We start from the raw sequence: 22,707 nt of genomic DNA, 5'->3' as shown, positions 1-22,707 counted from the left end.
TCTCAAGCAGAGGAGCAACCACCATGAAAGAGCAACGCACAGAGCAGCAGATTGAGCAACAAAGTGGTGCTGAAGGAACCTTACCCGGCCGTCGAAGAGTATTGGAGATGATGGGTATGACGGCGGTGGCTTTGCCGATCCTGGGTCTGCAGGCCTGTGGCAGCGATGAGAGTGCGACGCCCGCTGCACCGGTCATGGATAAGGCCGAGCCTGCCATGAAAGATATGGCGAAAGAAGCCGAAGCGATGGCCGAGTCGGCAATGGACGGTGCCGAGGACGCTTTGGAGAGTGTAGGGAAGAGTGCAGCGGACAGTGCTGAAGAAGCCATGGAAGAGGCCTCGGACACGGCAGAGGCAATGGCTGACGATGCGGCGGAGAGCATGCAAGAAGCGGCCACTGAGAGTGCGACTATAGCGACGGACGCCATGGCGCAGCTTGACGAAAACGGGCCCCAGGCAGCAGGTTTGGGATACCGGCATGATGCCACTACCGTCGAAAACGCTCGCTATAGCGCCGGACAGCAATGCTCGAACTGTGTGTTGTTTCAAGGCGGCGACAACGACTGGGGTGGATGTCCGCTCTTCACCGGCAATCAGGTGAAAGCGACGGGATGGTGCAGCGCTTATTCTGCAGCCGGTTGATCCTGAAGTGATTCAGTAAAGGGCGCCCTTGGGCGCCCTTTTTTCTGTCAGGCAATAAAAACCGCTGGAGCACCGATGCTGCTGATCAGCCAGGGAAGCAAGGCCATAACGGTCGTTAGTGCAGTGATTTCTTGGCGGTGTTTGGTCGTCCCTCTCCCTCGGCAAACAGGTAGTCGAGTTGAAGGCACTCGGCCGCAAGTTGCCGCGTGGCATCCATACAGCTCGATAGAAATTGTGCCGTTTGTTCCAGTGTCAGGCCCGCCTGAGCTTGCAGCACGCCCGCAATCACCAGTTGGGGTGTCGCGTCATCTACGACATCCAAAAATATCTTGAGGATAGGGTAGTCCATATTGATACGGCCGAGATCAGCAGCCATGGGCAGCAATGCCATGGGCCGTATCTCCAGTTCCGTCGTAAGCAGTAATCCATAGCGCTCCAGGAACAAGCGACTGTCGATAACACCTTCGATGCTCTTCAGTGCCGCCAAATGGAGGCCCTGGCATTCGCCGCACTCGCTGTACTCGACTCGGGCTTCTGTGAGCCACTGTTGGAGTAGGGCGCGATCAGGTTTGCTGAGTTTGTCACTCATGAGGTGGTAGCCGGCAAAACGCCGATTTTACGCGATTCAGGATTCACTGTGTTCCTTAAGTGCGCGGCTACGCGGCCCTTGGGGTCAAAGAAAATTGACATCCATTGGCGTAAGCATGAAATTAGCTTAATGCTAATTGATATCCGTTGATGACGACCGTTCTACTGACGCTGGGACGCTTGCCCAAAGCGCTGGCAATCGTTCGAGCCTGCCGAGCGGCGGGCTGTCGTGTGCTGGTTGCGGATCCGTTCCGGTGGCATGTCTGCAAACCCTCGCGGGACGTTGAAAAGTCTTTTCGGGTCACAGCGCCCAACGATTCACTATCCCAATACCTTCAAGACTTGCTAAATATTGTCGAGCAAGAGTCGGTGGATCTGGTTATTCCTATTTCGGAAGAGGCTCTGCACGTGGCCCAGCTCGCCGACAAGCTGCCGGCGAGGACACGGCTTTGGGCTGCTCCTTTGGCTCAACTGGCGGAGCTGCATCACAAGCGCGACTTCATTGCCCTGGCGGCGCGCAAGGGATTGCCGGTCCCTGAAACCTTCACCGCCAATGAATCGGGTGCCAGGGAGCTCGCTCAAAACCGTGACTATGTAGAAAAGCCCGTGCACAGCTGCTCCGGCATCGGTTTGCGATTTGCCAAAGCCGGCGAGTCGCTGCAGTCAAGCAGTGAAGAAGGCCTGGTGCAAACCCATTTAGAGGGCGACTTAATCAGTTCGCTCTCGGTGGTTAGTGAGGGCCGGGAAGTCGCGACGGTGTTTTATCGAGGCCGCGTATTTGCCGGGACGGTCGCCATCTGTTTTGAGCGCGTGGATGACGCTGCGGCAGCGCAGCAGTGGGTGAGTGACTTTTTGAGCGATAGTGATTACAGCGGGTTTTTAGCCTTTGATTTTATTATCGACGAGTCCGGCATAGCTCGCGCGATTGAGTGCAATCCAAGGGCGACGAGTGGCGTGCACTTTTTCGACCTTGCCTCTTTGGGTCAGGCATTGCTTTCCCCGGAAAGTGCCTCGAGCATCGAGCTGTCCTCAAAGACGCGCTTTCAGTGGGCGTACTCCACGCTTACCGAAACCTACGCGGCGATCTTCAAGCCTCGCGAATTTGTCCGACGCTTTAAAGAGATGCTCGCGGCGCGGGATGTCATCTGGGCGGGGCATGACCCTCTGCCGTTCTTACTGATGACGCCGATGTCCTGGGAGATTCTCTGGCCTGCTATGACAAGTGATCTTTCTCTGGGCGAGGCCACCCAGCGCGATATCGCCTGGTTTGGAGATTGAGGATGATCGTGGTTGGGGCGATGAGCTTAAGAAGCACCCCGGCGGGTAACGCGACAGAATATTTGTTCTCTGGGGCGCGTGGTGAGACGCGCGGCGGGGCGTACGCGATGGGAGTTCAGGGCTTCAAAGTCAAAGCGTCGCAGCAGCTCGGCAATGATCAAGAGGCTTTCGGTTTGTGCAAAACCCGCGCCTACGCAGGTGTGCGGGCCCTGTCCAAAGGGTATATAGGCGCCTTCGGTGAGCGCGCTTTCGTTTTCCTGCAGGAATCGCTCGGGCTTAAAAGCATGAGGGTCTTCCCAGTAGTCCCCATGTCGGTGCAAGGTCCAGGGCGAAATCATTACCAGTGCACCCTTGGGCAACTTTCGTGGCCCCACCGTTGTGTCCTCCATGGCCACCCGGGGCATAAAGGTGATGGGGGGGTACAAACGCAGCGCTTCGCGAAACACCGCTTTGAGCAGCGGCAGTTGGCGCATGTGCTCAAAGGTGATTTCACTGTCATTGGCTCCGTCACTCGCTACCACGCGATCAATCTCTTCGCGCATTTTTGCGACGAGGGTCGGTTGCTGCGCGCAGATAAAAAACAGCCAGGTCAGCACGCTGGCGGTGGTTTCGTGCCCCGCAAGAAAGAAGACACCGAGTTGGTCGATAAGCTCATCCTTGGTGAAAGGCTTCTGAGTGTCGCTGTCCCGCGCTGCGATCACGGCACTGGCGATATCGTTAAAGTCGGCGTCGGGGGCAAGATGGGTATCGATGAGCGTTGCCAGATGGCCTCGAATACGGGTGCAGGCATCAAGCACCACTTGAGGCTGGGGGGCTTTGGTCCAGGCGGGCTCAAAGATCAGCCGCTTGATATCGACTTGAGCGACGGAGCGTTCAAAGACCGTAAAATCCTCAAACACATCAAAAGCCACCTGCGAATCCAAAGAGGTAGAGAACACCGTGCGACAGATAATGTCTGCGGTGAGCTGACTCATAGCCAGATCCAGAGAAAGCGGCTCGCCACTGTTGGCACTCGCTTCGAGGGTGTGCACATAATCGTTGACCGCTGCCTGCATCGCCCTAAAGGCAAGACTAATGCGCATATGCGAAAAGGCGGGGTCAATCATCGCGCGTTGGCGACGCCACTTTTCGCCGTCGGTGACAAAGATCGATTCACCGATGAGATGCTCGAGGGCGTTCACCATAAGATCGCTCTTGGGAAAGATGCCATCGGGATCACGCATAATGTGGCGCACGAGTGCGGGGTCGTTAAACAGCACCGTGGAACGTCGGGAGTACCCGAGATTGCCCACAGGAAAGCGATAAGCCGCCGCGGGCAGAAGATCCAGGAGATTGCCATCACCATTCCAAAGCACCCGCATCAGCGCCGGCAGTGCGGCAAGAGAATGCGGTCGGGGAGGAACGTAATGGGCCTGTTTGCTCATAATCTCGGCAGTGTAGATAACAGTGCGCAGTATCGGGGGGCCTTGAGATGATGTCGACCCATACGCTGTTTGAAATTTTTGTGGCCATACATATCGTCACCGGTGCCATTGGCCTAGTGAGTTTCTGGGTGCCTGTGGCAGGGCGAAAGGGCGGAGTGAATCATGCGCGCTTCGGCAAACTGTTTACGATGATGATGTTGGTTACCGGCAGCGTTGCAATCTGTATTGCCCTCACGACTTTGTCAGACCCCGTCGCTACACATCCGCATCTAGTCGATCATCCACAGTTTGGTGATCCTGCGCTCATCGCTGGAATCTTCGGATGGATGATGCTGTATCTGGCGACCCTGACTATCAATCTGGCATGGCACGGATGGCTGTGCATTCAAAACCGTCGGGACCATCAGGCTAATCGCGCCTGGCACAACCTCCTGCTGCAAGTGCTGCTTACCATCGTGTCGGCAAACTGTGCCTGGCGGGGCTGGCAGCTGAATCAGCTTTTGATGGTCGCTATTTCTATGGTGGGTTTTGCCACTGTGGCGACGAATCTATGGTTTCTCTACAAGCCAAATCCACGGCCCCTCGATCGCATTAAGGAACATATTAAATCGCTGGTTGGCGCTGGCATATCAGTTTATACCGCATTTTTTGCCTTTGGGGCTGTACGTATGCTGCCCGAGATCGCGCTGACACCAGCATTGTGGTCCGTGCCTTTAATTACCGGTCTGACCTTGATTATTTATCATCAGCGCGCGGTGACTATTCGTTTTAAGGCGCGGGCGGCACAGACGGCGTGAATAACGGGCAGACATTAGTGATCGGTGCGGGAGTGGGTGGGCTTGCGGCAGCCATCGAACTCGCTGCGGCAGGACGCAAGGTGACGGTACTCGAGCGCGCTGCGGAGCCTGGGGGCAAGATGCGCCAGCTACCAGTGAATGGAGTGGGCGTGGATGCAGGGCCGACGGTGTTCACCATGCGCTGGATTTTTGATGAGCTTTTTGAGACCGCAGGATCAACGCTGGAAGCGGGACTGCGCTTGGAAAAAGCTGACGTGCTGGCGCGCCATGCATGGCGACAGGGTGGTGTTCTGGATCTTTATGCCAGTACCGATCGATCCGAGCAGGCGATACAAGAATTCTCGGGTAAAGAAGATGCATTGGGCTATAGGGCTTTCTGTGAGCGAAGCGCTGATATCTACGAAACCTTACGCGAACCGTTTATCGCATCGTCTCGGCCAGGGATGCTCGAACTGGTACGTCGCGTGGGCTTTGGCAATCTCGATGCAATGTGGCGCACGGCGCCGTTCTCGACCTTGTGGTCCGCATTGGGTGATCACTTTAACGACCCTCGCTTAAGACAGCTCTTTGGTCGCTATGCGACCTACGTAGGCTCTTCTCCGATGAAGGCGCCGGCAACGTTAATGCTGATTGCGCATGTAGAGCAGGAAGGCGTGTGGCTGGTTGACGGCGGTATGCGTGCCGTCGCTGTGGCGCTTAAAGACCTAGCCGTGGGTTTAGGTGTGCAGTTTTGCTTTGACGAAGGCGTTCGCGAAATCGTGATGGAAGCCGATCGTGCGGTGGGTGTACTCACGGAAGAAGGCAGAGAGCTTCGCGCCGATCAGCTTGTGTACAACGGTGACATCTCTGCGCTGGGAACAGGCATGCTCGGAGCGGCTGTGGTTCCGAGTGTCAAAGCGGTGATGCATACCCAGCGTGCCTTGTCGGCAATCACATTTTGTATGCTCGCCAAGGTCTCGGGTTTTGATCTGCATTACCACACGGTGTTTTTTGCCGAGGACTATCCCGAGGAGTTTGCGGCTATCTTTGGTCGGGGGCAGATCACGGAATACCCGACGGTGTACGTCTGTGCTCAGGATCGTGTTGGTGGAAACATTCCTCAGGGCCCCGAACGCCTGCTGTTATTGATCAACGCACCCGCTGACGGAGATCGGCGTTTTAGAGATCCCCAAAGTCTGATGCAGTTCCGAGGCAATGCCTTGGCGCTGCTCCGCGAATGCGGCTGCGAGCTGGAGTTTGACGAGGGGTCCTGCGTAGCGACCGACCCACGGAGATTTAGTGAACGCTTTCCCGGGAGCGGGGGAGCGCTGTACGGTCACGCAAACCATGGGCCCATGGCAAGTTTTGCAAGACCGGGCGCTCGCAGTCAGGTGAAGGGCCTGTACTTTGCCGGTGGGTCAGTGCACCCCGGCGCCGGGGTACCTATGTCGGCGATGTCGGGGCGGTTGGCTGCGGGGGCTATGTTGGAGGATCTGGACTAGCCCTCGGTACTTGTAAGGTTTCGTCACAGTCTCCATGCCACCTCGTGTTTTTTTTGAAGGCTGTAAAATATCGAACGCAAGGGTTGGCAGGACTTGCTGTAATCGAAGAAAGTACAGTCCTTGCTGGGGTGATCGCGATCGTAGGCGCGGAAGTTGCCGAGGTGCAGGTCAACCCCGTCTCCCAAACCACCTATATTCTGCCGTGGGACTTTAGGTTGATAATCCAGCCTGGCTTGGGATTCACAGATTGCGATACGGAGCCGACATTGCTGGCGTTCGCCGCTCTGTTTTTGATGTGGGTAGCTAGAGTATCATTGCAAGGAAGGGCTGGTTTTAAGGAACATGACACTAGGTATTGACGATGATGGTTTGTCACTTCACAGTAAGTGAGGTCCCTCGCTTGTCGCCTAGAAAATCCAAAAGCGCACCTTTAAATATTTGTATTGCGGCCCTGGCGTCTTTCAGTTTTGCCTCGAGCACTACTATGGCGTTGGAGCAAATCTCAAACCATGATCCTGAGCTTACGGAGACCTCGGTGGCGGGGTCTATCACCCCTGGGAGCAAACACTGGGTCGACAAAAGCCACGAATACGCCACAAACCGAACCCAAGCCTTAGCCCAGTGGATGGATGACTTTTTTGGAGCTTCGGTACGTGATGCGGAGCGCGCAGAGTCCTTTGTTCGTACGGTATTCATCGATGACTGGGATCAACGGGATGGTCATGATCTCAAGGTGCGACTCCGGGGGCAGGTCGATCTCCCCAAAATTTCAGAACGGGTTGATCTGGTGTTTTCCGGCGAGGAGGCTGAGCAAACTCTCACTGAGGAGGAGCGCAGTCAGGAGAATGACGTGGGTCTGCGTGTAAATGTTCGAGACGGTCGTCGTACCCGTCTTGATGCCACTATATCCGTGCGATCAGGCCCTGCCATATTGCCGGGCGTGCGTTTTCGTTATCAGCAGCCTCTCTCCGAAAACAGTTGGGCGCGATTTACCCAGCGCCTGCAATACCATACAGAGGACGGTTATCGCTCTCTCACCAATTTTGAAGCGAACCGTATTCTGGATGACAGGAGCTTGTTGCGTTGGGCCGGGCGTGTCCGCTATCGCGAGGATAAGGAGTTTTGGGACTACAACACGGGGTTTACCTACCGGCGCTGGCTGGATGATCACGCAAAGTTTCCCAGTGCCATCGAATACTTCGTCGCCGTGAGCGGCCGAGATCAGCCGCAAAACTATGAGACCAGCTACCGGCTCGGGTTCTTATACCGTAAACAGTTTTTCCGTCAGTTTTTGTTCTACGAAATTGAACCGAGCTACAACTGGCGAAGAGACCTGTATGAAGAAAAGCGAGAGGGCGTTCTGGGCATCGTATTTCGTCTTGAGGTGATGCTGGACCGCAAACTGGTTGGCGGCCGCTGAGGGTTAACGTTTAGATTTTGCTTCCCGATACCGCTCCCTCGCTTCTTGACACTCGGGGTCGCCGAGGCCTGCGAGGAGGCTGTCTGCGTCAGCCCAGGACCTGGACAAGCCCACCTGATTGGCTGTCACCGCGTCGACATGGCGTTTTGTCGCCTGCACGGGGAAAGTGGGTCGCGCGGCAATGGCATCGGCTAGCTCTTCCACAGCATCGTCCAGTTCGTCTGTGCCTACTATTCTGTTAAGGAAGCCCGCGTTTAAGGCCTCTTTCGCATCAAAAGGCCGGCAGGTCATGACGAGTTCCTTGGTAAGCGCGGGACCAATCTCTCGAACAAGTCTCGGGATGCCTCCCCACGCCAGGGGGATGCCCAGGTCGACCTCGGGGATGGAGAAGCGCGTATTCTTTGCCGCCACACGCAGGTCACAAGCGGCGGCCAGCACCAGTCCTCCACCGATGCACCAGCCCTGGATGCGCGCGATGGTTATTGCGTTGAGCTGCTCGATGGCGTCTGCCATGCGTCGTCCAGCATCGGCGGCATCTCGCGCGCCGACGTCGCCCGCAGCCGGGAACCCTGTGAGATCGGCTCCAGCGGAAAAGCTGCGCCCGCGACCGCCGATGATAACGACCTTCAGGGAGGTGTCCTGGTTGAGCTCCTCTGCGGCGCGGATAAGCTCCTGCAGCGTGAGGAGCGATAGGGGGTTGAGCTTCTCAGGACGATTCAGCCAAAGGTGAGCTATCGTCCCCTGACGCTCTATTTCCAGTGTTTGATACATAAAAATCCTCGTCAAATCGGCCGGCGGCAAAGAAGTCTAGCACCGAGGTAATCATTGAGTTCGTGAGATGTGCCCCGTCGCACAAATGGTGTACTCTCCGGCGCTGGGATTGGGCGTGAGCCAAGGGCGACCCTCTCACGAATTTTACGTCGACTACATTGTTAAGAAAGGACATCACCATGAGATTTTCACCACGGCTTCTAGTGCTTCTTGCGGCCTCAGTGCTTGCTGCCTGTAGTACCGTTGATCAGCGCGAGTATGAGACTTGTATCGTTGGTAGTAGTGTAGTGGGCGGCGCCGTGGGCGCGGCCGCCGGAGGGGCTGGTGCAGTCGGTGGCGTCGTAGTGGGCGCTGGCGTCGGTGCCGCTGTTATTTGTGACTTGCAGGAGCCCGCACCAGTAGCCGCCGCCGCTGCGCCAGTGGACAGCGATGGCGACGGTGTGATGGACGACAAAGACCGTTGTGCCAATACCCCCGCGGGCGTGGAAGTCGACATGAGTGGCTGCGCCTTGGATGGTGATGGCGATGGTGTCGCTGACTATATGGATCAGTGCGCAAACACGCCATCGGGAGTGCAGGTGGACTCCACGGGCTGTCCGATTAAGGATGAAGTGGTACTCACCGTAGATCGCCTCAACTTCGCCTTTGACAGCGCCACTTTGGACGCTCAGTCTCGTGCGGCTCTGGATTCGGCGGTGGCCGTTATCAAGTCACACAGCAGCGTGAAGATGGATGTTGTTGGTTACACCGATACGTCGGGCCCTGAAGAGTACAACCAGGGCTTGTCCGAGCGTCGCGCGCAAGCGGCAGTCGATTATCTGGTATCTCAAGGTGTCGATGCGGATCAGTTGCGTGCAATGGGCCGTGGTGAAGCTAACCCTATTGCCAGTAACGACAGCCGCGACGGACGCGAGCGCAATCGCCGGGTGGAACTGGTAGTTCGCTAAGATACTTTTTGCGGACATCTTGAGGCGCCGGAGTACACCGGCGCCTTTTCTTTATCGCGAAGAATACTTGAGTGACAGCAAAACATACTGTATGTTCAAATCCGTTTTTTGCGGCGCGGGCCCAGGCTGCCCATGCCCCTCATATTCGAATTCCTAACCCTCAGGAGGCTTCCGCTTTGACCGAGATTGATACTTTTCGTCAGGAAACCCGGGATTGGCTAGACGCCAACTGCCCCGAATCCATGCGCCAACCCGTCAGCAGCTTTGAAGACATCTATAACGGTGGGCGAAATCCCGAAGTAGACATCCCAGAGCAGCCGTTATGGTGCGAGCGCATGGCCGAGCGTGGCTGGACCGTACCCCACTGGCCCAAGGAGTATGGCGGTGGCGGTCTTTCTGCCGAAGAAGTGAAAGTTCTCAGGGAAGAAATGGCGAATATTGGTGCCCGGCGCCCGCTGGACTCTTTCGGCATTTCGATGCTTGGACCAGCGCTGCTGAAGTTTGGCAGTGAGGATCAGAAGCTCGAGCATCTACCGCGCATCTGCCGCGGAGAGATTCGCTGGTGCCAAGGCTACTCTGAACCTGGCGCAGGCTCAGATCTGGCAAGCTTACAAACGCGCGCTGACGATCAGGGCGATCACTATGTGATCAATGGTCAGAAGGTGTGGACGTCCTACGCAGACAAGGCGGACTGGATTTTTTGCCTGGTGCGCACGGACAATTCCGGCAGCAAGCACGAGGGCATCAGTTTTGTGCTCTTCGATATGGATCAGCCCGGCGTGACTGTAAAGCCTATCCGACTGATTAGTGGCTCATCGCCGTTTTGTGAGACGTTCTTTGACGATGCCCGCGCCGATAAGCGCAACCTCGTCGGCGAAGAAGGGCAGGGTTGGACAATCGCCAAGTACCTGCTCACGCACGAACGAGAAATGATCTCTGCTTTCGGTACATCCGGAGGAAAGTCTCTGGGTAGAGCCGCAGTGGAGCAAATGGGAGCCGATGCTGAAGGTCGACTACGCAACGGCATCCTGCGCCAGGACATAGCTCAGCATCAGCTCGATACCATGGTATTCGGCGCTACGATGGAGCGCGTAGGCGATGAGGTAAAGGCCGGCCAAGGGCTTGGTCCAGCATCGTCGATTTTTAAATACTACGGCACTGAGCTGAACAAGCGACGCAACGAGCTAAATCTGGCGGTGGGGGGTGAAGCTGCGTTGGGTTGGTCGGGTGACCAGTATGACGGCGGTGAAATCGTCCGCAGTTTTCTGCGTTCAAAAGGCAATTCCATCGAGGGCGGCACCTCGGAAGTACAACTCAATATTGTAGCCAAGCGCGTGCTTGGTCTACCCGACGCCTGAGGTCTCGTTGTCATGACACTAGTATTAAATGAAGAACAGGTGATGCTAAAAGAGTCCGCTGCCGGATTTTTGGCAAGCAAGGCGACTGTGGCGCATTTGCGAGACCTCCGGGACTCAGGTGATGAGCTTGGTTTTGATCCTGCGGTTTGGCAGGAAATGGTTGATATGGGCTGGGCGGGCATCGCTGTTCCCGAGGCCTATGGCGGTTTGGGCTATGGCTACACCGGTCTGGGCGTGGTGTTGGAGCAGGCTGGACGGCATCTCAGTGCCTCGCCCCTTGAGGCAAGTGTGCTCGTGGGCGCCACGGCGATTAACTGTCTGGGCACCGAAGAACAAAAAGTCAGTTGGCTGGGGGCGATCGCCTCGGGTGAGAAGCAAGTGACCCTGGCTCTGCAGGAGTCCGGAGCTTTTGATCCCGCGGGAGTGTCTACAACAGCCTCGTCAGACGGCGATGCTTTTGTCTTATCCGGCGAAAAGCGCATGGTACTGGATGCAAAAAGCGCCAATGCCTTTGTCGTTATTGCCCGAAGCAGTGGTGTTTCTGGAGACACGGCAGGACTTAGCGCATTTCTGGTGCCGGCCGATGCGTCTGGATTGCATATTGAAGCTTGTGACATGGTCGACAGCCGTCAGTGCGGCGCGGTGACGCTGGATGGCGTCCGCGTTGGATCTGATGCGCTCATGGGTGGTGAAGGTGATGCCTGGGAAGCGCTTGAGCGCACACTGGATATTGCGGCCATCGGATTCTCAGCTGAGTTATTGGGTCTGTCCCTCGAATCCTTTGAGCGGACCATGGACTATATTAGAGAGCGTAAGCAATTTGGTCAGGTAATCGGCTCTTTTCAGGGGCTGCAGCACCGCGCGGCACACTTGTTTGCTGAGCTGGAGCTCGCGCGCTCCATCGTCCTCAAAGCACTGCAGGCCGTGGACGCAGATGACGAAAACCTCCCGCGTTTGGCCAGTGCCGCTAAGGCTAAGCTGAGTGAAGTGGCCAGACTAGCCAGTAATGAAGGCGTACAGATGCATGGCGGAGTCGGTATGACGGATGAATACGACATCGGCTTATACATGAAGCGTGCCCGCGTACTGGAGCATTTGATGGGTGACTACTACTATCATCTGGATCGTTTTGCGCGAATCGGTGGATACTGATGAGCTGATTTACCCCGCAGGTACAGGAACCTATAAAAAGTATGAGCGAAGAACTGCAAAAAATTGATGAAGCTGTCACTCAGCTAACCCAGGACGGCGCACCCTTTGCGTTGAGCACCGTTACCATCGATGGCGCGGAGTATCGAAGCTTCGCTTCTGCACCGAAGAATATGGCCGCGTACTTTCGCTTCATGCTGAATCACGCGGACAAGGAATTCACGGTCTATCGCGATGACCGCATGACCTTTGGTGAGAGCTACGCGCAATCCGCAGCGCTCGCTCGGTCACTTATTGATGACTTCGGTGTGCAGCCCGGTGATCGAGTGGCGATTCTCAGCCGCAATAACCCGCAGTGGATGATGGGCTTTATTGCAGTACTGTCCATTGGTGCGGTAGCTGTGCCTATGAACGCCTGGTGGACTACCGAGGAGCTCGATTACGGCTTAAAGGATTGCGGCGCAAAGCTGGTGATCGTCGATCGTCAGCGCATGGAGCGCCTGCTGCCTTTGCAGGATGAGCTGCAGCTTAAGCTCATCGCTGTGGACGATTGTGATGGTCTTGCGGTGGAGTTCAGTAAGTTTGAGGACCTGGTAGCTGCGCATGCGGGTGCCGAGATGCCCGAGGTCGCAGTAAGCGGTGACGATCACGCGACAATTATGTACACCTCGGGATCCACGGGGCATCCCAAAGGCGCACTGTCATCTCACCGCGGTATGTTGTCTGCACTCTACAGCTGGATGCTGTTGGGTTTGTCAGCTAAGCAGGCCGGTGGCGACACTCAGCCAGCAAAGTTTCCGGCGTCAGGCCTGTTAACTATCCCCCTGTTTCACTGTACCGGCAGTCACACAGCTTTCTTGCTGTCTCTCATTGTGGGCCGCAAGTTAGTGATCATGCACAAGTGGGACGTGCAAGAAGCGCTTCGCATGATCGAGGAAGAGCGCATCACCTGGTTCACCGGCGTACCTACTATGTCCGCGGAGCTTCAGGCTGCTGCGGCTGAGTCCGATCGGGACCTATCATCGCTTGCCGAGATTTATGGTGGTGGTGCGGCGCGACCGCCCGCACAGGTCGAGAAGCTCGCAACGACCTTTAAACATTCATCGGCAGGTATCGGCTACGGGCTGACCGAGACTAATGCTCTGGGGACTATCAATACGGGCGCCGTGTACCGCGCGAGGCCGGGCAGTGCCGGGCGGCCAGTACCTGCGGTTACGGACATTGCGATCTTCGATGAGAATGATCAGCCGCTTCCGGCGGGCGAGCGCGGCGAGGTGTGTATTCACTCTCCTGCGAATTGCCTTGGCTATTGGAACAAGCCCGAAGCCAGTGCAGAAGCTTTTCGCGATGGTTGGTTCCATACAGGTGATGTGGGCTACATCGATGATGAGGGGTTTTTGTTCATCGTCGATCGTATGAAGGAAATCATCATCCGTGGCGGCGAAAACATTAGCTGTATCGAAGTAGAAGCCGGCATCTATCAGCATCCTTCGGTCAGTGAAGCTGCTGTTTACGGCGTGCCCGATGAGCGCCTGGGCGAAGCAGTTGCTGCGAGTGTGGTCTTACGCGAAGGCGAGAGCCTGTCTGCCGAGGAGCTGCAAAGCTTTTTGAAAGAGCATATCGCTGGGTTCAAAATTCCCGCCTACGTCCGTTTTCATGACGAAGCCCTGCCACGCATTGCTACGGGCAAGATCTTTAAACGACAACTCAAGGCGGAGCTGAGCGAACAGCTAGCGGCTTAAGAGATCTATTTTATTTGCCCCGCAAGAACGTGGGGCATGCACACAAGGAGATCGGGTCATGGACCTAGGAGTTTCGGAAAAAGTAGCGCCGTTGTTGGCGCGCGTCACGGCGTTTATCGACGAGGAAGTCGTGCCGGTAGAGAAGGAATACGCCGCAGAGGTTGCGACAGGTGATCGCTGGCAGTTTACCGAGCGACAAACGGAGATCATTGAGACGCTCAAAGCAAAAGCGCGTGCCGAAGGTTTATGGAACTTCTTTCTCACGGAAGGCGAGCAAGCCAGTGGTCTGACTACCGTTGAGTACGCTTATCTGGCCGAGCAAATGGGTCGATCGCACTTGGCCGCAGAGTCCTTTAACTGCGCAGCGCCAGATACTGGCAACATGGAAGTGCTGACCAAATACGGCAGTGAAGCACAGCAGGCCGAGTGGCTTACACCGCTTTTGAACGGCGAGATTCGTAGCGCCTACGCCATGACCGAGCCCGGCGTGGCCTCTTCGGATGCGACGAATATCTGTACCAGTGCGGTTCTTGAGGGTGACGAGTGGGTCATCAACGGCGAGAAGCACTGGATATCCGGTGCGGGCGATCCACGCTGCAAGATTATGATCGTGATGGTCAAAACCGATCCCGATGCCGCCAAGCATAAGCAGCAGTCACAGATTCTCGTGCCCATGGACACACCGGGGGTCGAGATTATTCGCCCCATGCAGGTTTTCTCCATGGACGATGCGCCCCACGGTCATATGCAGTTGGCGTTCAACAACGTCCGTGTTCCCAAGGACAACGTTATTTTGGGTGCGGGCCGTGGATTTGAGATCTCCCAGGGTCGTCTTGGACCGGGCCGTATTCATCACTGTATGCGTGCTCTTGGCGCGGCGGAGCGGGCACTGGAGCTCATGTGTCAGCGGGCCACCACGCGCGTCGCGTTTGGCAAGCCTTTGGCTCGCTTGGGTGCCAACATCGACATCGTTGCCAATGCCCGCATGGACATTGAGCAAGCACGTCTGCTGACGCTCAAGACCGCCTGGATGATGGATAACGTTGATCCAAAGGAAGCGCGCATCTGGATTTCCATGATCAAGACCGCCGTACCGAACGTGACTCTCAAGGTAATCGACGAGGCAATTCAGATGTTTGGAGGTCTGGGCGTGTCTCAAGACACTCCTCTGGCCACGATGTACATGGGGCAGCGTACCTTGCGCCTTGCTGACGGCCCTGACGCCGTTCACCGCATGGTGGTGGGTCGAAATGAATTCAAGAAGTACATGGATCAGGACCCGGTCAACGCCACCTTCAGAGACGGCTGATAACTGCGGGTAACTCAACATGGGCGACGCATGGCGTCGCTTACGGAACATCACATTTAGCGTAGAAGAGGTGAAAGCGTATGGGCGTTAAGGTCGTACCAAAAGAGCAGCTAGCGGATCAGGTGGGCAATAAAACTGTCGGCGAGTGGGCCACGATGGATCAGGGTCGCATCAATACTTTTGCGGACTGCACCGAAGACCATCAATTTATCCACATTGACGAGGAAAAAGCTGCGCAGACGCCCTTTGGTGGCACCATCGCTCACGGCTTCCTTTCGCTATCTATGCTGCCAAAGTTGAGCGAAGGCACCGGTGTGGTACCAGAGAACGTAGTGATGGGCATTAACTATGGTCTGAACAAAGTGCGTTTTCTGAATCCAGTCCGTGCGGGCAAGCGGATTCGCGCTCACAGCGAATTGATCAGTGTTGATCAGAAAGATGACAACCGATTCTTGCTGACATCGTCGGTCACGGTTGAGATTGAAGGTGTAGAAACACCCGCGCTCGTCGCTGAGTCTCTCGCCATGATTGTCTGCGGCTGATACATACAAAAGGAGTAATTGAGAATGACGATTCGTTATGACGGTCGAGTAGCTATTGTTACCGGTGCTGGACAGGGACTGGGTCGCAGTCATGCCATCGAGCTTGCAAAACGCGGTGCCAAGGTCGTAGTTAATGACTTGGGCGGCTCCAAAGATGGCACGGGGTCCTCGTCTGATGCTGCTCTGGCAGTGGTCGCCGAGATAGAGGCAGCCGGTGGTGAGGCAATGGCCAACGGCGCCAATGTTGCCAACTACGCCGAAGTTGAGGCCATGGTCGCTGCGACAATGGAGAAGTGGGGTCGCGTTGATATTCTGGTAAACAACGCAGGCATTCTTCGCGATAAGAGCTTCATCAAAGGCTCTATGGAAGATTTTGAGCTGGTACTTAACGTTCATCTCATGGGCACCGTCTATTGCACGCGAGCCTGCTGGGAGATCATGAAAGAGCAGGAGTACGGTCGGGTAGTGGTCACCACATCCTCCTCCGGTCTCTACGGAAACTTTGGCCAGACCAACTACGGCTCGGCCAAGATGGGCGTTATCGGGCTGATGAACACATTGGTTCTCGAAGGCGCGAAGTACAACATCCGTGTGAATGCGCTGGCTCCAACAGCGGGAACACGAATGACTGACGGCCTCATGCCGGAGAAAATGTTCGAGTTGCTGACTCCCGAAACCGTCACACCGGCGGTGCTGTACCTGGTGAGCGAGGACGGTCCAAATCGCACGATTCTTTGTGCCGGAGCAGGTTCCTACGCTGTATCAAAAATTGTTGAGAGCGAAGGCTGCTGGCTGAAACCTGAGGAGCAAACGCCCGAAGGTATCGCCGCTCACTGGGGTGTGATTTCCGCCGCCGAGGGTGGACGCGCGTTGCAGGCTGGTTTTGAGCAGTCGGGCAAGATGCTGACACAGGCTGCCGCAGGTTTGGGTATTTCTCTCGAGTAAGCAGCGAGTTTTTAAGGCGAGCAATTTTTTGACGGCGATGCTTCGCCGTCTTTCAGGAGACAAGTTATGAAAGAAGCAGTAATCGTATCGACAGCGCGTACACCTATCGCAAAGGCCTATCGCGGCGGGTTTAACAATCTGCCAGCCCCCACTATGGGTGCTGCGGCCGTGAGTGAAGCGGTGCGTCGCGCGGGTGTTGAGCCCGGCGAAATCGAAGATGTGATCATGGGCGCTGCGCTCCAGCAGGGCAGCGGCGGCCAGAACGTCGCTCGGCAGATTGCCTTGCGAGCAGGCTTGCCCGTCACCGTGTCGGGTATGACGATTGATCGCCAGTGTTCGTCCGGTTTGATGGCAGTAGCCACTGCCGCCAAGCAGGTTATGTATGACGGCATGGATATCGTCGTAGGCGGTGGTCTTGATTCGATCTCGCTGGTGCAGAACGAGCATATGAACCTGCATCGCGCGGCAGATCCAGAGCTAGTGGCAATGCATCCCGATATTTACATGCCCATGCTGCAGACGGCGGAAACCGTTGCCAAGCGCTATGGCATTAGCCGTGACGCAATGGACGAGTACGGTCTTCAATCGCAGCAGCGAGTAGCGGAAGCTTATGAGCAAGGCCGTTACGATGCAGAGCTGACGCCAGTGACCTGCAAGCGCATAGTGTGGAACAAGGAAACGGGCGAGCAGTCTGAGGCTGAAGCAACGGTCAGCCGTGACGAAGGTATTCGCGCTACGACCCCAGAGGCTCTTGCGGGTCTGAAAACCGTGATTGAAGGCGGCACCATCACCGCTGGTAACGCCTCGCAGCTGTCTGACGGCGCGTCGGCACAGTTGATCATGGATTCAAAAGTTGCGGAGCAGCGTGGTCTGGAGCCTTTAGGGCTGTACCGGGGTATTGCGGTCGCGGGTCTTGAGCCTGATGAAATGGGTATTGGCCCTATTTACGCCGTACCCAAGCTGCTCAAGCAGCATGGTCTGACCGTCGATGACATCGGCCTTTGGGAGCTCAACGAAGCCTTTGCGGTACAGGTATTGCATTGTCGTGATGTCCTGGGCATCGATAATGACAAGCTGAACGTCAGCGGCGGCGCTATCGCCATTGGTCACCCCTACGGCATGAGTGGCTCGCGCATGATTGGCCACGCACTTATCGAAGGTAAGCGACGCGGCGTTAAGTACGTTGTCATCACCATGTGTGTGGGTGGTGGTATGGGTGCAGCAGGGCTGTTTGAAGTACTGTAAGCCCTGATGCGATGCTTTGTGCAATAGTCACAGGCACAGCATGCGGGAATGCCGTGAGCGGGACGCTAAAAGACGTCATCCATGACTTGCTCGGCACGCGCCATCCTGGGCGCGTGACGCCCGCTCACAACACACCCGCATACTGCACCTGCGACCGTCGCGCTTGCGGCATCGAATACACCTGAAGACACCAGTAAAGAAAACATAGGAAGATTTAGATGCGCGCACTACTTTGCACAGAACACGGGATGGCCGACAAGCTGCAGCTTGCGACCGATCATCCGGAGCCAACAGCCGAGGCGGGTCAGGTTGTTATCGACGTTAAGGCAGCCGGGCTGAATTTTCCCGATGTACTGGTTATCCAGGGGAAGTACCAGTTTCAGCCGGACATGCCGTTCTCTCCCGGTGGCGAGTGCGCGGGTGTCGTGTTGTCTGTCGGCGAAGGCGTTGAGCGTTACAAGGTTGGCGACAAGGTGATCGCGATGACCGGCAGCGGCGCTTTTCGTGATCAAATTGCGGCAGATCAAAATGCGGTGATGCCCATGCCTGAGGGTCTCGACTTTACCCAGGCGGCCGGCGTTGCCATGACCTACTTCACCTCTTACCACGCTTTAAAACAGCGCGCAGATCTTAAAGAGGGCGAAACCTTGCTAGTGCTCGGCGCTGCTGGTGGCGTGGGTTCCACTGCCGTGGAGCTCGGCAAAATGATGGGCGCTAAGGTGATTGCCGCAGCGAGTTCTGAAGAAAAGCTGGCTATGTGTCGCGAGCTAGGCGCGGATGAGACCATCAACTATAGCGAGCAGGACCTAAAGGCGACAGTAAAAGAGCTGACCGGTGGTAAGGGCGTTGATGTTGTTTATGACCCCGTGGGGGGTGATTACGCTGAGCCCGCATTGCGCGGCATGGCGTGGAACGGACGCTATCTGGTGATTGGTTTTGCCAGCGGGCCCATTCCAGAGATTCCACTGAATCTTGCTCTGCTCAAGGGCTGCTCTATTGTTGGTGTGTTTTGGGGACGTTTTATTGCCGAGGAACCGGCGGTGCACTTGCAGAACATCAAAGAGCTCTGGGGTTTGTTTGCCGAGGGTAAGCTGAAGCCAGCGATTAACGACGTGTTTGCTCTGGAGGATTATGAGCAGGCCTATGATGTGATGACCGGACGCTTAGCACGGGGTAAGGTCATCATTACGATGGAGTAGTTCCGGCATGCAGTCATTCGCCTTTAATACCGTCGCGCGCCTTGTCAGTGGAAGTGGTGAAGCACTGAAGCTGGCAGAGCACTGCGCCTCGCTGGGAGTTCAGAACGCACTATTGGTTACGGATCCCGGGCTTGTCGCTATTGGCCTCATTGCCCCGGTCCAGGATGCTCTCTGTGCCGCCGGCGTAGAGGTCTGTTTATTCCCCAAAGTCAGTGAAGATCCGCCGGAAGCGGTGGTATTTGCGGCGGTAGATGCAGGCAAGGCTGCCGGGGTTGATGGCGTAATTGCCGTGGGCGGTGGCAGCTCTATGGATGTCGCGAAAGTCGCGGCAGCGCTGCTTTGCTCAGATCAGCCGCTGAGCGACATGTACGGCGTTGAGCAGCTTAGCGGCGGACGCTTGCCACTTATTCTCGTGCCGACCACTGCGGGGACGGGCTCCGAGGTGACTCCGGTTGCTATTGTCACTACCGGAGAAACCACAAAAGCAGGTGTGAGTTCAGCGGTTTTGCTCCCGGACATTGCAGTTTTGGATGCAGACCTGACTCTGGGGCTACCCAGCCATATCACCGCTATGACCGGCGTCGATGCCATGGTGCATGCCATCGAGGCGTATACGTCCAAGATTAAGAAAAACCCTGTGTCAGATAATCTGGCGCGCAGCGCCTTAGCACTGCTTGCGAACAACATCCGCACGGCGGTGCATGATGGTCGCCAGCGCGATGCGCGAGCGGCGATGTTGCTGGGCGCAATGCAGGCCGGCCAGGCCTTTGCCAATGCGCCCGTAGGCGCGGTGCACGCTCTGGCGTATCCACTAGGGGGGCATTTTCATATTCCCCATGGATTAAGCAATTCTCTCGTACTGCCGGAGGTTATGCGATTCAATCTGCCTATGGCGACAGGGCTCTACGCCGAGCTTGCAGAGATAGTCGTAGGGTCTTCTGTATCGGGGAGTGAAGAAGCCCGGGCAGAGACTTTGATTGTCGCTATCGAAGAGCTGATTGATGATTTATCCATGCCCGCGACGCTCAGCGCCGCCGGTGTGGGGGAAGAGAGCCTCGAGACTTTGGCAGAGGATGCGATGCTCCAGCAGCGCTTGTTAATCAATAACCCTCGAGAAGTTAGTTACGATGATGCGCTGGGGATCTATCGCGCTTCGTTTTGAGCGCGATATCCTGGCAATAGCTGCAGCCGCTTAAACCACAGCGAGGTAATTGAATGTCCAGAGCTCAGCCCCCCGCGCGCACGGACTACCCCTGGTTCACGGCAATCACAACACGCTGGTCCGACAATGATGTTTACGGGCACGTAAACAACGTTATTTATTACAGCTACTTTGATTCCGTCGCTAATCGTTACCTGATCGATGAGGGCGGACTGGATATTCATGATGGCGACACGGTAGGACTTGTGGTGAATTCTGGCTGCGATTACTACTCGCCGGTGGCGTACCCGGAGCCCCTCCAGGGAGCCTTGCGCGTCGATCGATTAGGCAACAGCTCAGTACAGTACGGCATTGGTATTTTTCGCGAGGGAGATGAAAAAGCCTGTGCCAATGGCACCTTCACGCATGTGTTTGTTGATCGAGCCAGCAACAAGCCAGTTCCCATTCCTGCTCAGATGCGCGAAGCGCTCGAGGCAATAGCCGTTAGCGCTTAGCGTTTCGACGTTCCGAATAAAATGGCAATGGTGCCGCTGAAAACCACCGCAGAGAACAGAGCAGGGCCGAAAGGCGCCAGGGGGTAAAGCAGACCTCCGATAATTGGGCCGCTCACAAATCCTACGGCAGGACAGGCCGAAATCACCCCCGCTGCGCCCCCTTGTTCCTCCGGGCTCACCGCGATGGATGCCCCCGCAGTGATTGCAGGCATGGATAAGCCCAGCCCCGTGCCCATCAGTGCCATTCCTAGAGCCAACATCCAGAAATTGCTAAAACTTGCGATAAGTAGTGATCCCAGCGCCATGAATGCCAGTCCCGTGCGGACAAAGATGTGGGGCGGTAACTTGAGACGCTGCATGGCAGTGACCTGAATGACGAAGGTAAACACCGCCGAGACCATCAAGGCCGCGCCAGTGTACTGCGCAGTTTCTACTCCCGTGAGTTCCAGTTGGTCCTGGAGCTGGAACCCGAGTGTTTGCTGAATGGCCGAAAATCCCGTGAACAGGCCAATCGCCGTGAGTGCAAAACGTCTGATCCGGGGGTCCAAAAATCGCATGCGTTTTGGTCGACCGTGACTTTGGCGTTGTGGAGCAGGGATGCCGGGCAGCGCTCGCCACACCAAGACGGCCGCTGCCGCAGACAGGGCGCCCGCGAAGTAGAGGGGCGCGAGCAGTCCCAAGGTCGCGAGGGCTCCACTCACTGCTGGTCCCAGAATCATACCGAGGCTATTGGCGGTGCCCAATTTAGCCATGGCCGCGGTCCGTTCACTGGTGCTCGTGCTATCAGCAGCGTAGGCAGTTGTTGACGGGCTTGTCGCCGACATCACAACAGCTTGACTACAGCGGGTAAGCAGCAGAACGCTGTACAGCGCGAGTCCGGATAAGACGCCCGTAAGCCCTGCCATAAACACCGACGTGAAAAGCAGCGTACCCACGGTGTATCCGATGAGACCAATGAGGATGACGGGCTTGCGACCTACTTTGTCCGACAGTCGCCCCCAGTAAGGGGAGGCGATCGCGAAGATAAGGGCTGAAAGCGCAATGATCGAGGTGATTTGCACCTCCGCCAGATCAACCTCACGACCAAGAGGGGCCAGAATCGCAAACACCAGCGACTGACCAATACCTGTCGCCATAAGCGCTGTGATGAGCACGAACAGCTGCCTGCGGGTGAGGGTCTCGCTCATGAGCTGCTGGGTTGCTCGTCCGAGAGTGGGTCTGACCGTGTGTCTGTCAGTGCACTTTCTGTTGCCTTGCGGAACAGACGAGCGTAGGCGGTCGGGAACAAACGCACAATCCAGTCGACAACCCTCGCGTCGCTGCCAATGAGCAGTCGCCTCTGGCCTTTTTCGGCGGCACGGAGGATTTTACGGGCTGCATCCTCGGCACTGGTTCGCACATGCTGCGCGAACATTTCCTGTTGTGACTCAGGGGTAGCATTGGGATCAACGTTGCGGGCTCTGCGAGCAATGTTGGTATCGATCCCACCGGGATGAACGCAGCACAATTTCACAGGGCTGCCCTGGAGATCCAGCTCCTGGCGGAGGGACTCACTGAATCCCCGCACCGCGAATTTAGCAGCGTTGTAGGCCGATTGATGGGGTACCGCGATGAGGCCGAAAACCGATGAAATGTTGACCAGATGGCTACGCTCTGCCTTTTCAAGCGCTGGGATGAAAGACTGACATCCGTGTACCACGCCCCAGAAATTGATATTCATCAGCCAGTGAAAGTCATCCAGGGTGGTATCTACGACCGAAGCCATAAGATCCACGCCGGCATTGTTGACCAGCAGATGGAGTGTTGGCGTTACTTCGTTCACGGCCTGCGCCCAGCGCGCAACGGCGCCCGCGTCTGACACATCGACGATAGTGCTGTAGGCCGTTGCATCAGTATTGGTAAAGGAGTTAACAGTATCTGCAAGGCCATCTCTATCAATATCCGAGAGATGCAGGTGGCAGCCTGCGTTGTTCAGTTGCTGAGCGAGTGCTCTGCCAATACCCGAGCCTGCCCCGGTGATCGCGGCATGCTTGCCAGTAAAGTAGTTCATGCGAGTGGTCCATCATCCTGGGGCCTCATCATAGGCAGACTAACAGGACTCAGCCAGCGCTGACTTAGTGGACGATCTGTGTGGACACAAAACAGACGATTTCGTACACTGCGCGACCAGAGCCGGATGAACTGTTCGGCGTACGATTTTGATGACACTAAATTC

At 56.3% G+C, this 22,707-nt stretch carries 21 protein-coding genes; 16 read left to right on the top strand and 5 right to left on the bottom strand.

Translation table 11 applies throughout. The features are described 5' to 3' along the window. Nucleotides 1–23 precede the first annotated feature (23 nt). Entirely contained in the window at nucleotides 24–641 is a 618-nt protein-coding gene (locus ACTG39_RS07080) for a high-potential iron-sulfur protein (protein ID WP_439106834.1), read from the top strand. A 115-nt stretch (nucleotides 642–756) separates the two neighbouring features. Here the strand turns inward: ACTG39_RS07080 and ACTG39_RS07075 are convergent, their stop codons facing one another. Continuing rightward, entirely contained in the window at nucleotides 757–1,230 is a 474-nt protein-coding gene (locus ACTG39_RS07075) for a YbjN domain-containing protein (protein ID WP_439106833.1), read from the bottom strand. Nucleotides 1,231–1,379: 149 nt separating this feature from the next. Between ACTG39_RS07075 and ACTG39_RS07070 the strand changes: the two genes are divergently transcribed. After that, complete coding sequence (locus tag ACTG39_RS07070) at nucleotides 1,380–2,507, top strand: ATP-grasp domain-containing protein (RefSeq protein WP_439106832.1); 1,128 nt, start codon at nucleotides 1,380–1,382, stop codon at nucleotides 2,505–2,507. 26 nt (nucleotides 2,508–2,533) lie between these two features. Here the strand turns inward: ACTG39_RS07070 and ACTG39_RS07065 are convergent, their stop codons facing one another. Next, a complete protein-coding gene (locus ACTG39_RS07065; protein WP_439106831.1) occupies nucleotides 2,534–3,931 on the bottom strand; it encodes a cytochrome P450 in 1,398 nt (465 codons plus the stop codon). A 47-nt stretch (nucleotides 3,932–3,978) separates the two neighbouring features. Here ACTG39_RS07065 and ACTG39_RS07060 point away from each other — a divergent pair, with 47 nt between their 5' ends. The 3 genes from ACTG39_RS07060 to ACTG39_RS07050 all read left to right on the top strand — a co-directional run bounded on the left by ACTG39_RS07060 (nucleotide 3,979) and on the right by ACTG39_RS07050 (nucleotide 7,629). After that, the gene (locus ACTG39_RS07060; RefSeq protein ID WP_439106830.1) at nucleotides 3,979–4,728 is read left to right on the top strand and encodes a hypothetical protein; all 750 of its coding nucleotides are present in this window, start codon (nucleotides 3,979–3,981) and stop codon (nucleotides 4,726–4,728) included. Then, on the top strand, nucleotides 4,725–6,209 hold the full coding sequence (gene crtD, locus ACTG39_RS07055; RefSeq protein WP_439106829.1) for a 1-hydroxycarotenoid 3,4-desaturase CrtD: 1,485 nt from the start codon (nucleotides 4,725–4,727) through the stop codon (nucleotides 6,207–6,209). The genes ACTG39_RS07060 and crtD overlap by 4 nt, the downstream gene beginning before the upstream one ends. Before the next feature lie 484 nt (nucleotides 6,210–6,693). Beyond that, nucleotides 6,694–7,629, top strand: coding sequence for a hypothetical protein (locus tag ACTG39_RS07050; protein ID WP_439106828.1), 936 nt, complete (start codon nucleotides 6,694–6,696; stop codon nucleotides 7,627–7,629). A gap of 3 nt (nucleotides 7,630–7,632) precedes the next feature. On the opposite strand, the gene ACTG39_RS07045 is transcribed toward ACTG39_RS07050, so the two are convergent. Then, the gene (locus tag ACTG39_RS07045) at nucleotides 7,633–8,400 is read right to left on the bottom strand and encodes an enoyl-CoA hydratase/isomerase family protein (protein WP_439106827.1); all 768 of its coding nucleotides are present in this window, start codon (nucleotides 8,398–8,400) and stop codon (nucleotides 7,633–7,635) included. Between the two features lie 179 nt (nucleotides 8,401–8,579). Between ACTG39_RS07045 and ACTG39_RS07040 the strand changes: the two genes are divergently transcribed. The 11 genes from ACTG39_RS07040 to ACTG39_RS06990 all read left to right on the top strand — a co-directional run bounded on the left by ACTG39_RS07040 (nucleotide 8,580) and on the right by ACTG39_RS06990 (nucleotide 20,492). After that, nucleotides 8,580–9,347 (top strand): OmpA family protein, encoded by a 768-nt coding sequence (locus ACTG39_RS07040; RefSeq protein ID WP_439106826.1) that lies wholly within the window; start codon nucleotides 8,580–8,582, stop codon nucleotides 9,345–9,347. A 176-nt stretch (nucleotides 9,348–9,523) separates the two neighbouring features. Then, nucleotides 9,524–10,705, top strand: coding sequence for an acyl-CoA dehydrogenase family protein (locus tag ACTG39_RS07035; protein ID WP_439106825.1), 1,182 nt, complete (start codon nucleotides 9,524–9,526; stop codon nucleotides 10,703–10,705). Nucleotides 10,706–10,717: 12 nt separating this feature from the next. Further along, nucleotides 10,718–11,857: an acyl-CoA dehydrogenase family protein gene (locus ACTG39_RS07030; RefSeq protein WP_439106824.1), complete on the top strand. Its 1,140-nt coding sequence runs from the start codon at nucleotides 10,718–10,720 to the stop codon at nucleotides 11,855–11,857. Between the two features lie 41 nt (nucleotides 11,858–11,898). Next, on the top strand, nucleotides 11,899–13,596 hold the full coding sequence (locus ACTG39_RS07025) for a class I adenylate-forming enzyme family protein (RefSeq protein WP_439106823.1): 1,698 nt from the start codon (nucleotides 11,899–11,901) through the stop codon (nucleotides 13,594–13,596). Nucleotides 13,597–13,654: 58 nt separating this feature from the next. Further along, nucleotides 13,655–14,905, top strand: coding sequence for an acyl-CoA dehydrogenase family protein (locus ACTG39_RS07020; protein ID WP_439106822.1), 1,251 nt, complete (start codon nucleotides 13,655–13,657; stop codon nucleotides 14,903–14,905). An 80-nt stretch (nucleotides 14,906–14,985) separates the two neighbouring features. Next, nucleotides 14,986–15,447, top strand: a complete 462-nt coding sequence (locus ACTG39_RS07015; protein ID WP_439106821.1) for a MaoC family dehydratase — start codon at nucleotides 14,986–14,988, stop codon at nucleotides 15,445–15,447. A gap of 24 nt (nucleotides 15,448–15,471) precedes the next feature. Continuing rightward, on the top strand, nucleotides 15,472–16,392 hold the full coding sequence (locus ACTG39_RS07010) for an SDR family NAD(P)-dependent oxidoreductase (RefSeq protein WP_439106820.1): 921 nt from the start codon (nucleotides 15,472–15,474) through the stop codon (nucleotides 16,390–16,392). 66 nt (nucleotides 16,393–16,458) lie between these two features. Next, entirely contained in the window at nucleotides 16,459–17,637 is a 1,179-nt protein-coding gene (locus ACTG39_RS07005; protein ID WP_405271502.1) for an acetyl-CoA C-acyltransferase, read from the top strand. Between the two features lie 218 nt (nucleotides 17,638–17,855). Beyond that, nucleotides 17,856–18,836 carry an NADPH:quinone oxidoreductase family protein gene (locus tag ACTG39_RS07000; protein ID WP_439106819.1) on the top strand — a complete coding sequence of 327 codons (981 nt, stop codon included), beginning with the start codon at nucleotides 17,856–17,858 and terminating at the stop codon, nucleotides 18,834–18,836. 7 nt (nucleotides 18,837–18,843) lie between these two features. Next, complete coding sequence (locus ACTG39_RS06995) at nucleotides 18,844–19,998, top strand: iron-containing alcohol dehydrogenase (protein WP_439106818.1); 1,155 nt, start codon at nucleotides 18,844–18,846, stop codon at nucleotides 19,996–19,998. Between the two features lie 53 nt (nucleotides 19,999–20,051). Continuing rightward, nucleotides 20,052–20,492: an acyl-CoA thioesterase gene (locus tag ACTG39_RS06990; RefSeq protein ID WP_439106817.1), complete on the top strand. Its 441-nt coding sequence runs from the start codon at nucleotides 20,052–20,054 to the stop codon at nucleotides 20,490–20,492. Here ACTG39_RS06990 and ACTG39_RS06985 read toward each other — a convergent pair. Both ACTG39_RS06985 and ACTG39_RS06980 read right to left on the bottom strand, forming a co-directional pair. Then, complete coding sequence (locus ACTG39_RS06985; RefSeq protein ID WP_439106816.1) at nucleotides 20,489–21,679, bottom strand: MFS transporter; 1,191 nt, start codon at nucleotides 21,677–21,679, stop codon at nucleotides 20,489–20,491. The genes ACTG39_RS06990 and ACTG39_RS06985 overlap by 4 nt on opposite strands. Then, a complete protein-coding gene (locus ACTG39_RS06980; protein WP_439106815.1) occupies nucleotides 21,676–22,542 on the bottom strand; it encodes an SDR family NAD(P)-dependent oxidoreductase in 867 nt (288 codons plus the stop codon). Before ACTG39_RS06980 ends, ACTG39_RS06985 begins: the two co-directional genes overlap by 4 nt. Nucleotides 22,543–22,707: the final 165 nt, after the last annotated feature.

It is taken from the genome of Congregibacter sp. (assembly GCF_965662665.1).
Taxonomy (GTDB): domain Bacteria; phylum Pseudomonadota; class Gammaproteobacteria; order Pseudomonadales; family Halieaceae; genus Congregibacter.
Note: the sequence above shows the minus strand (reverse complement) of the source record. Positions and strands in the feature narration are given on the sequence as shown.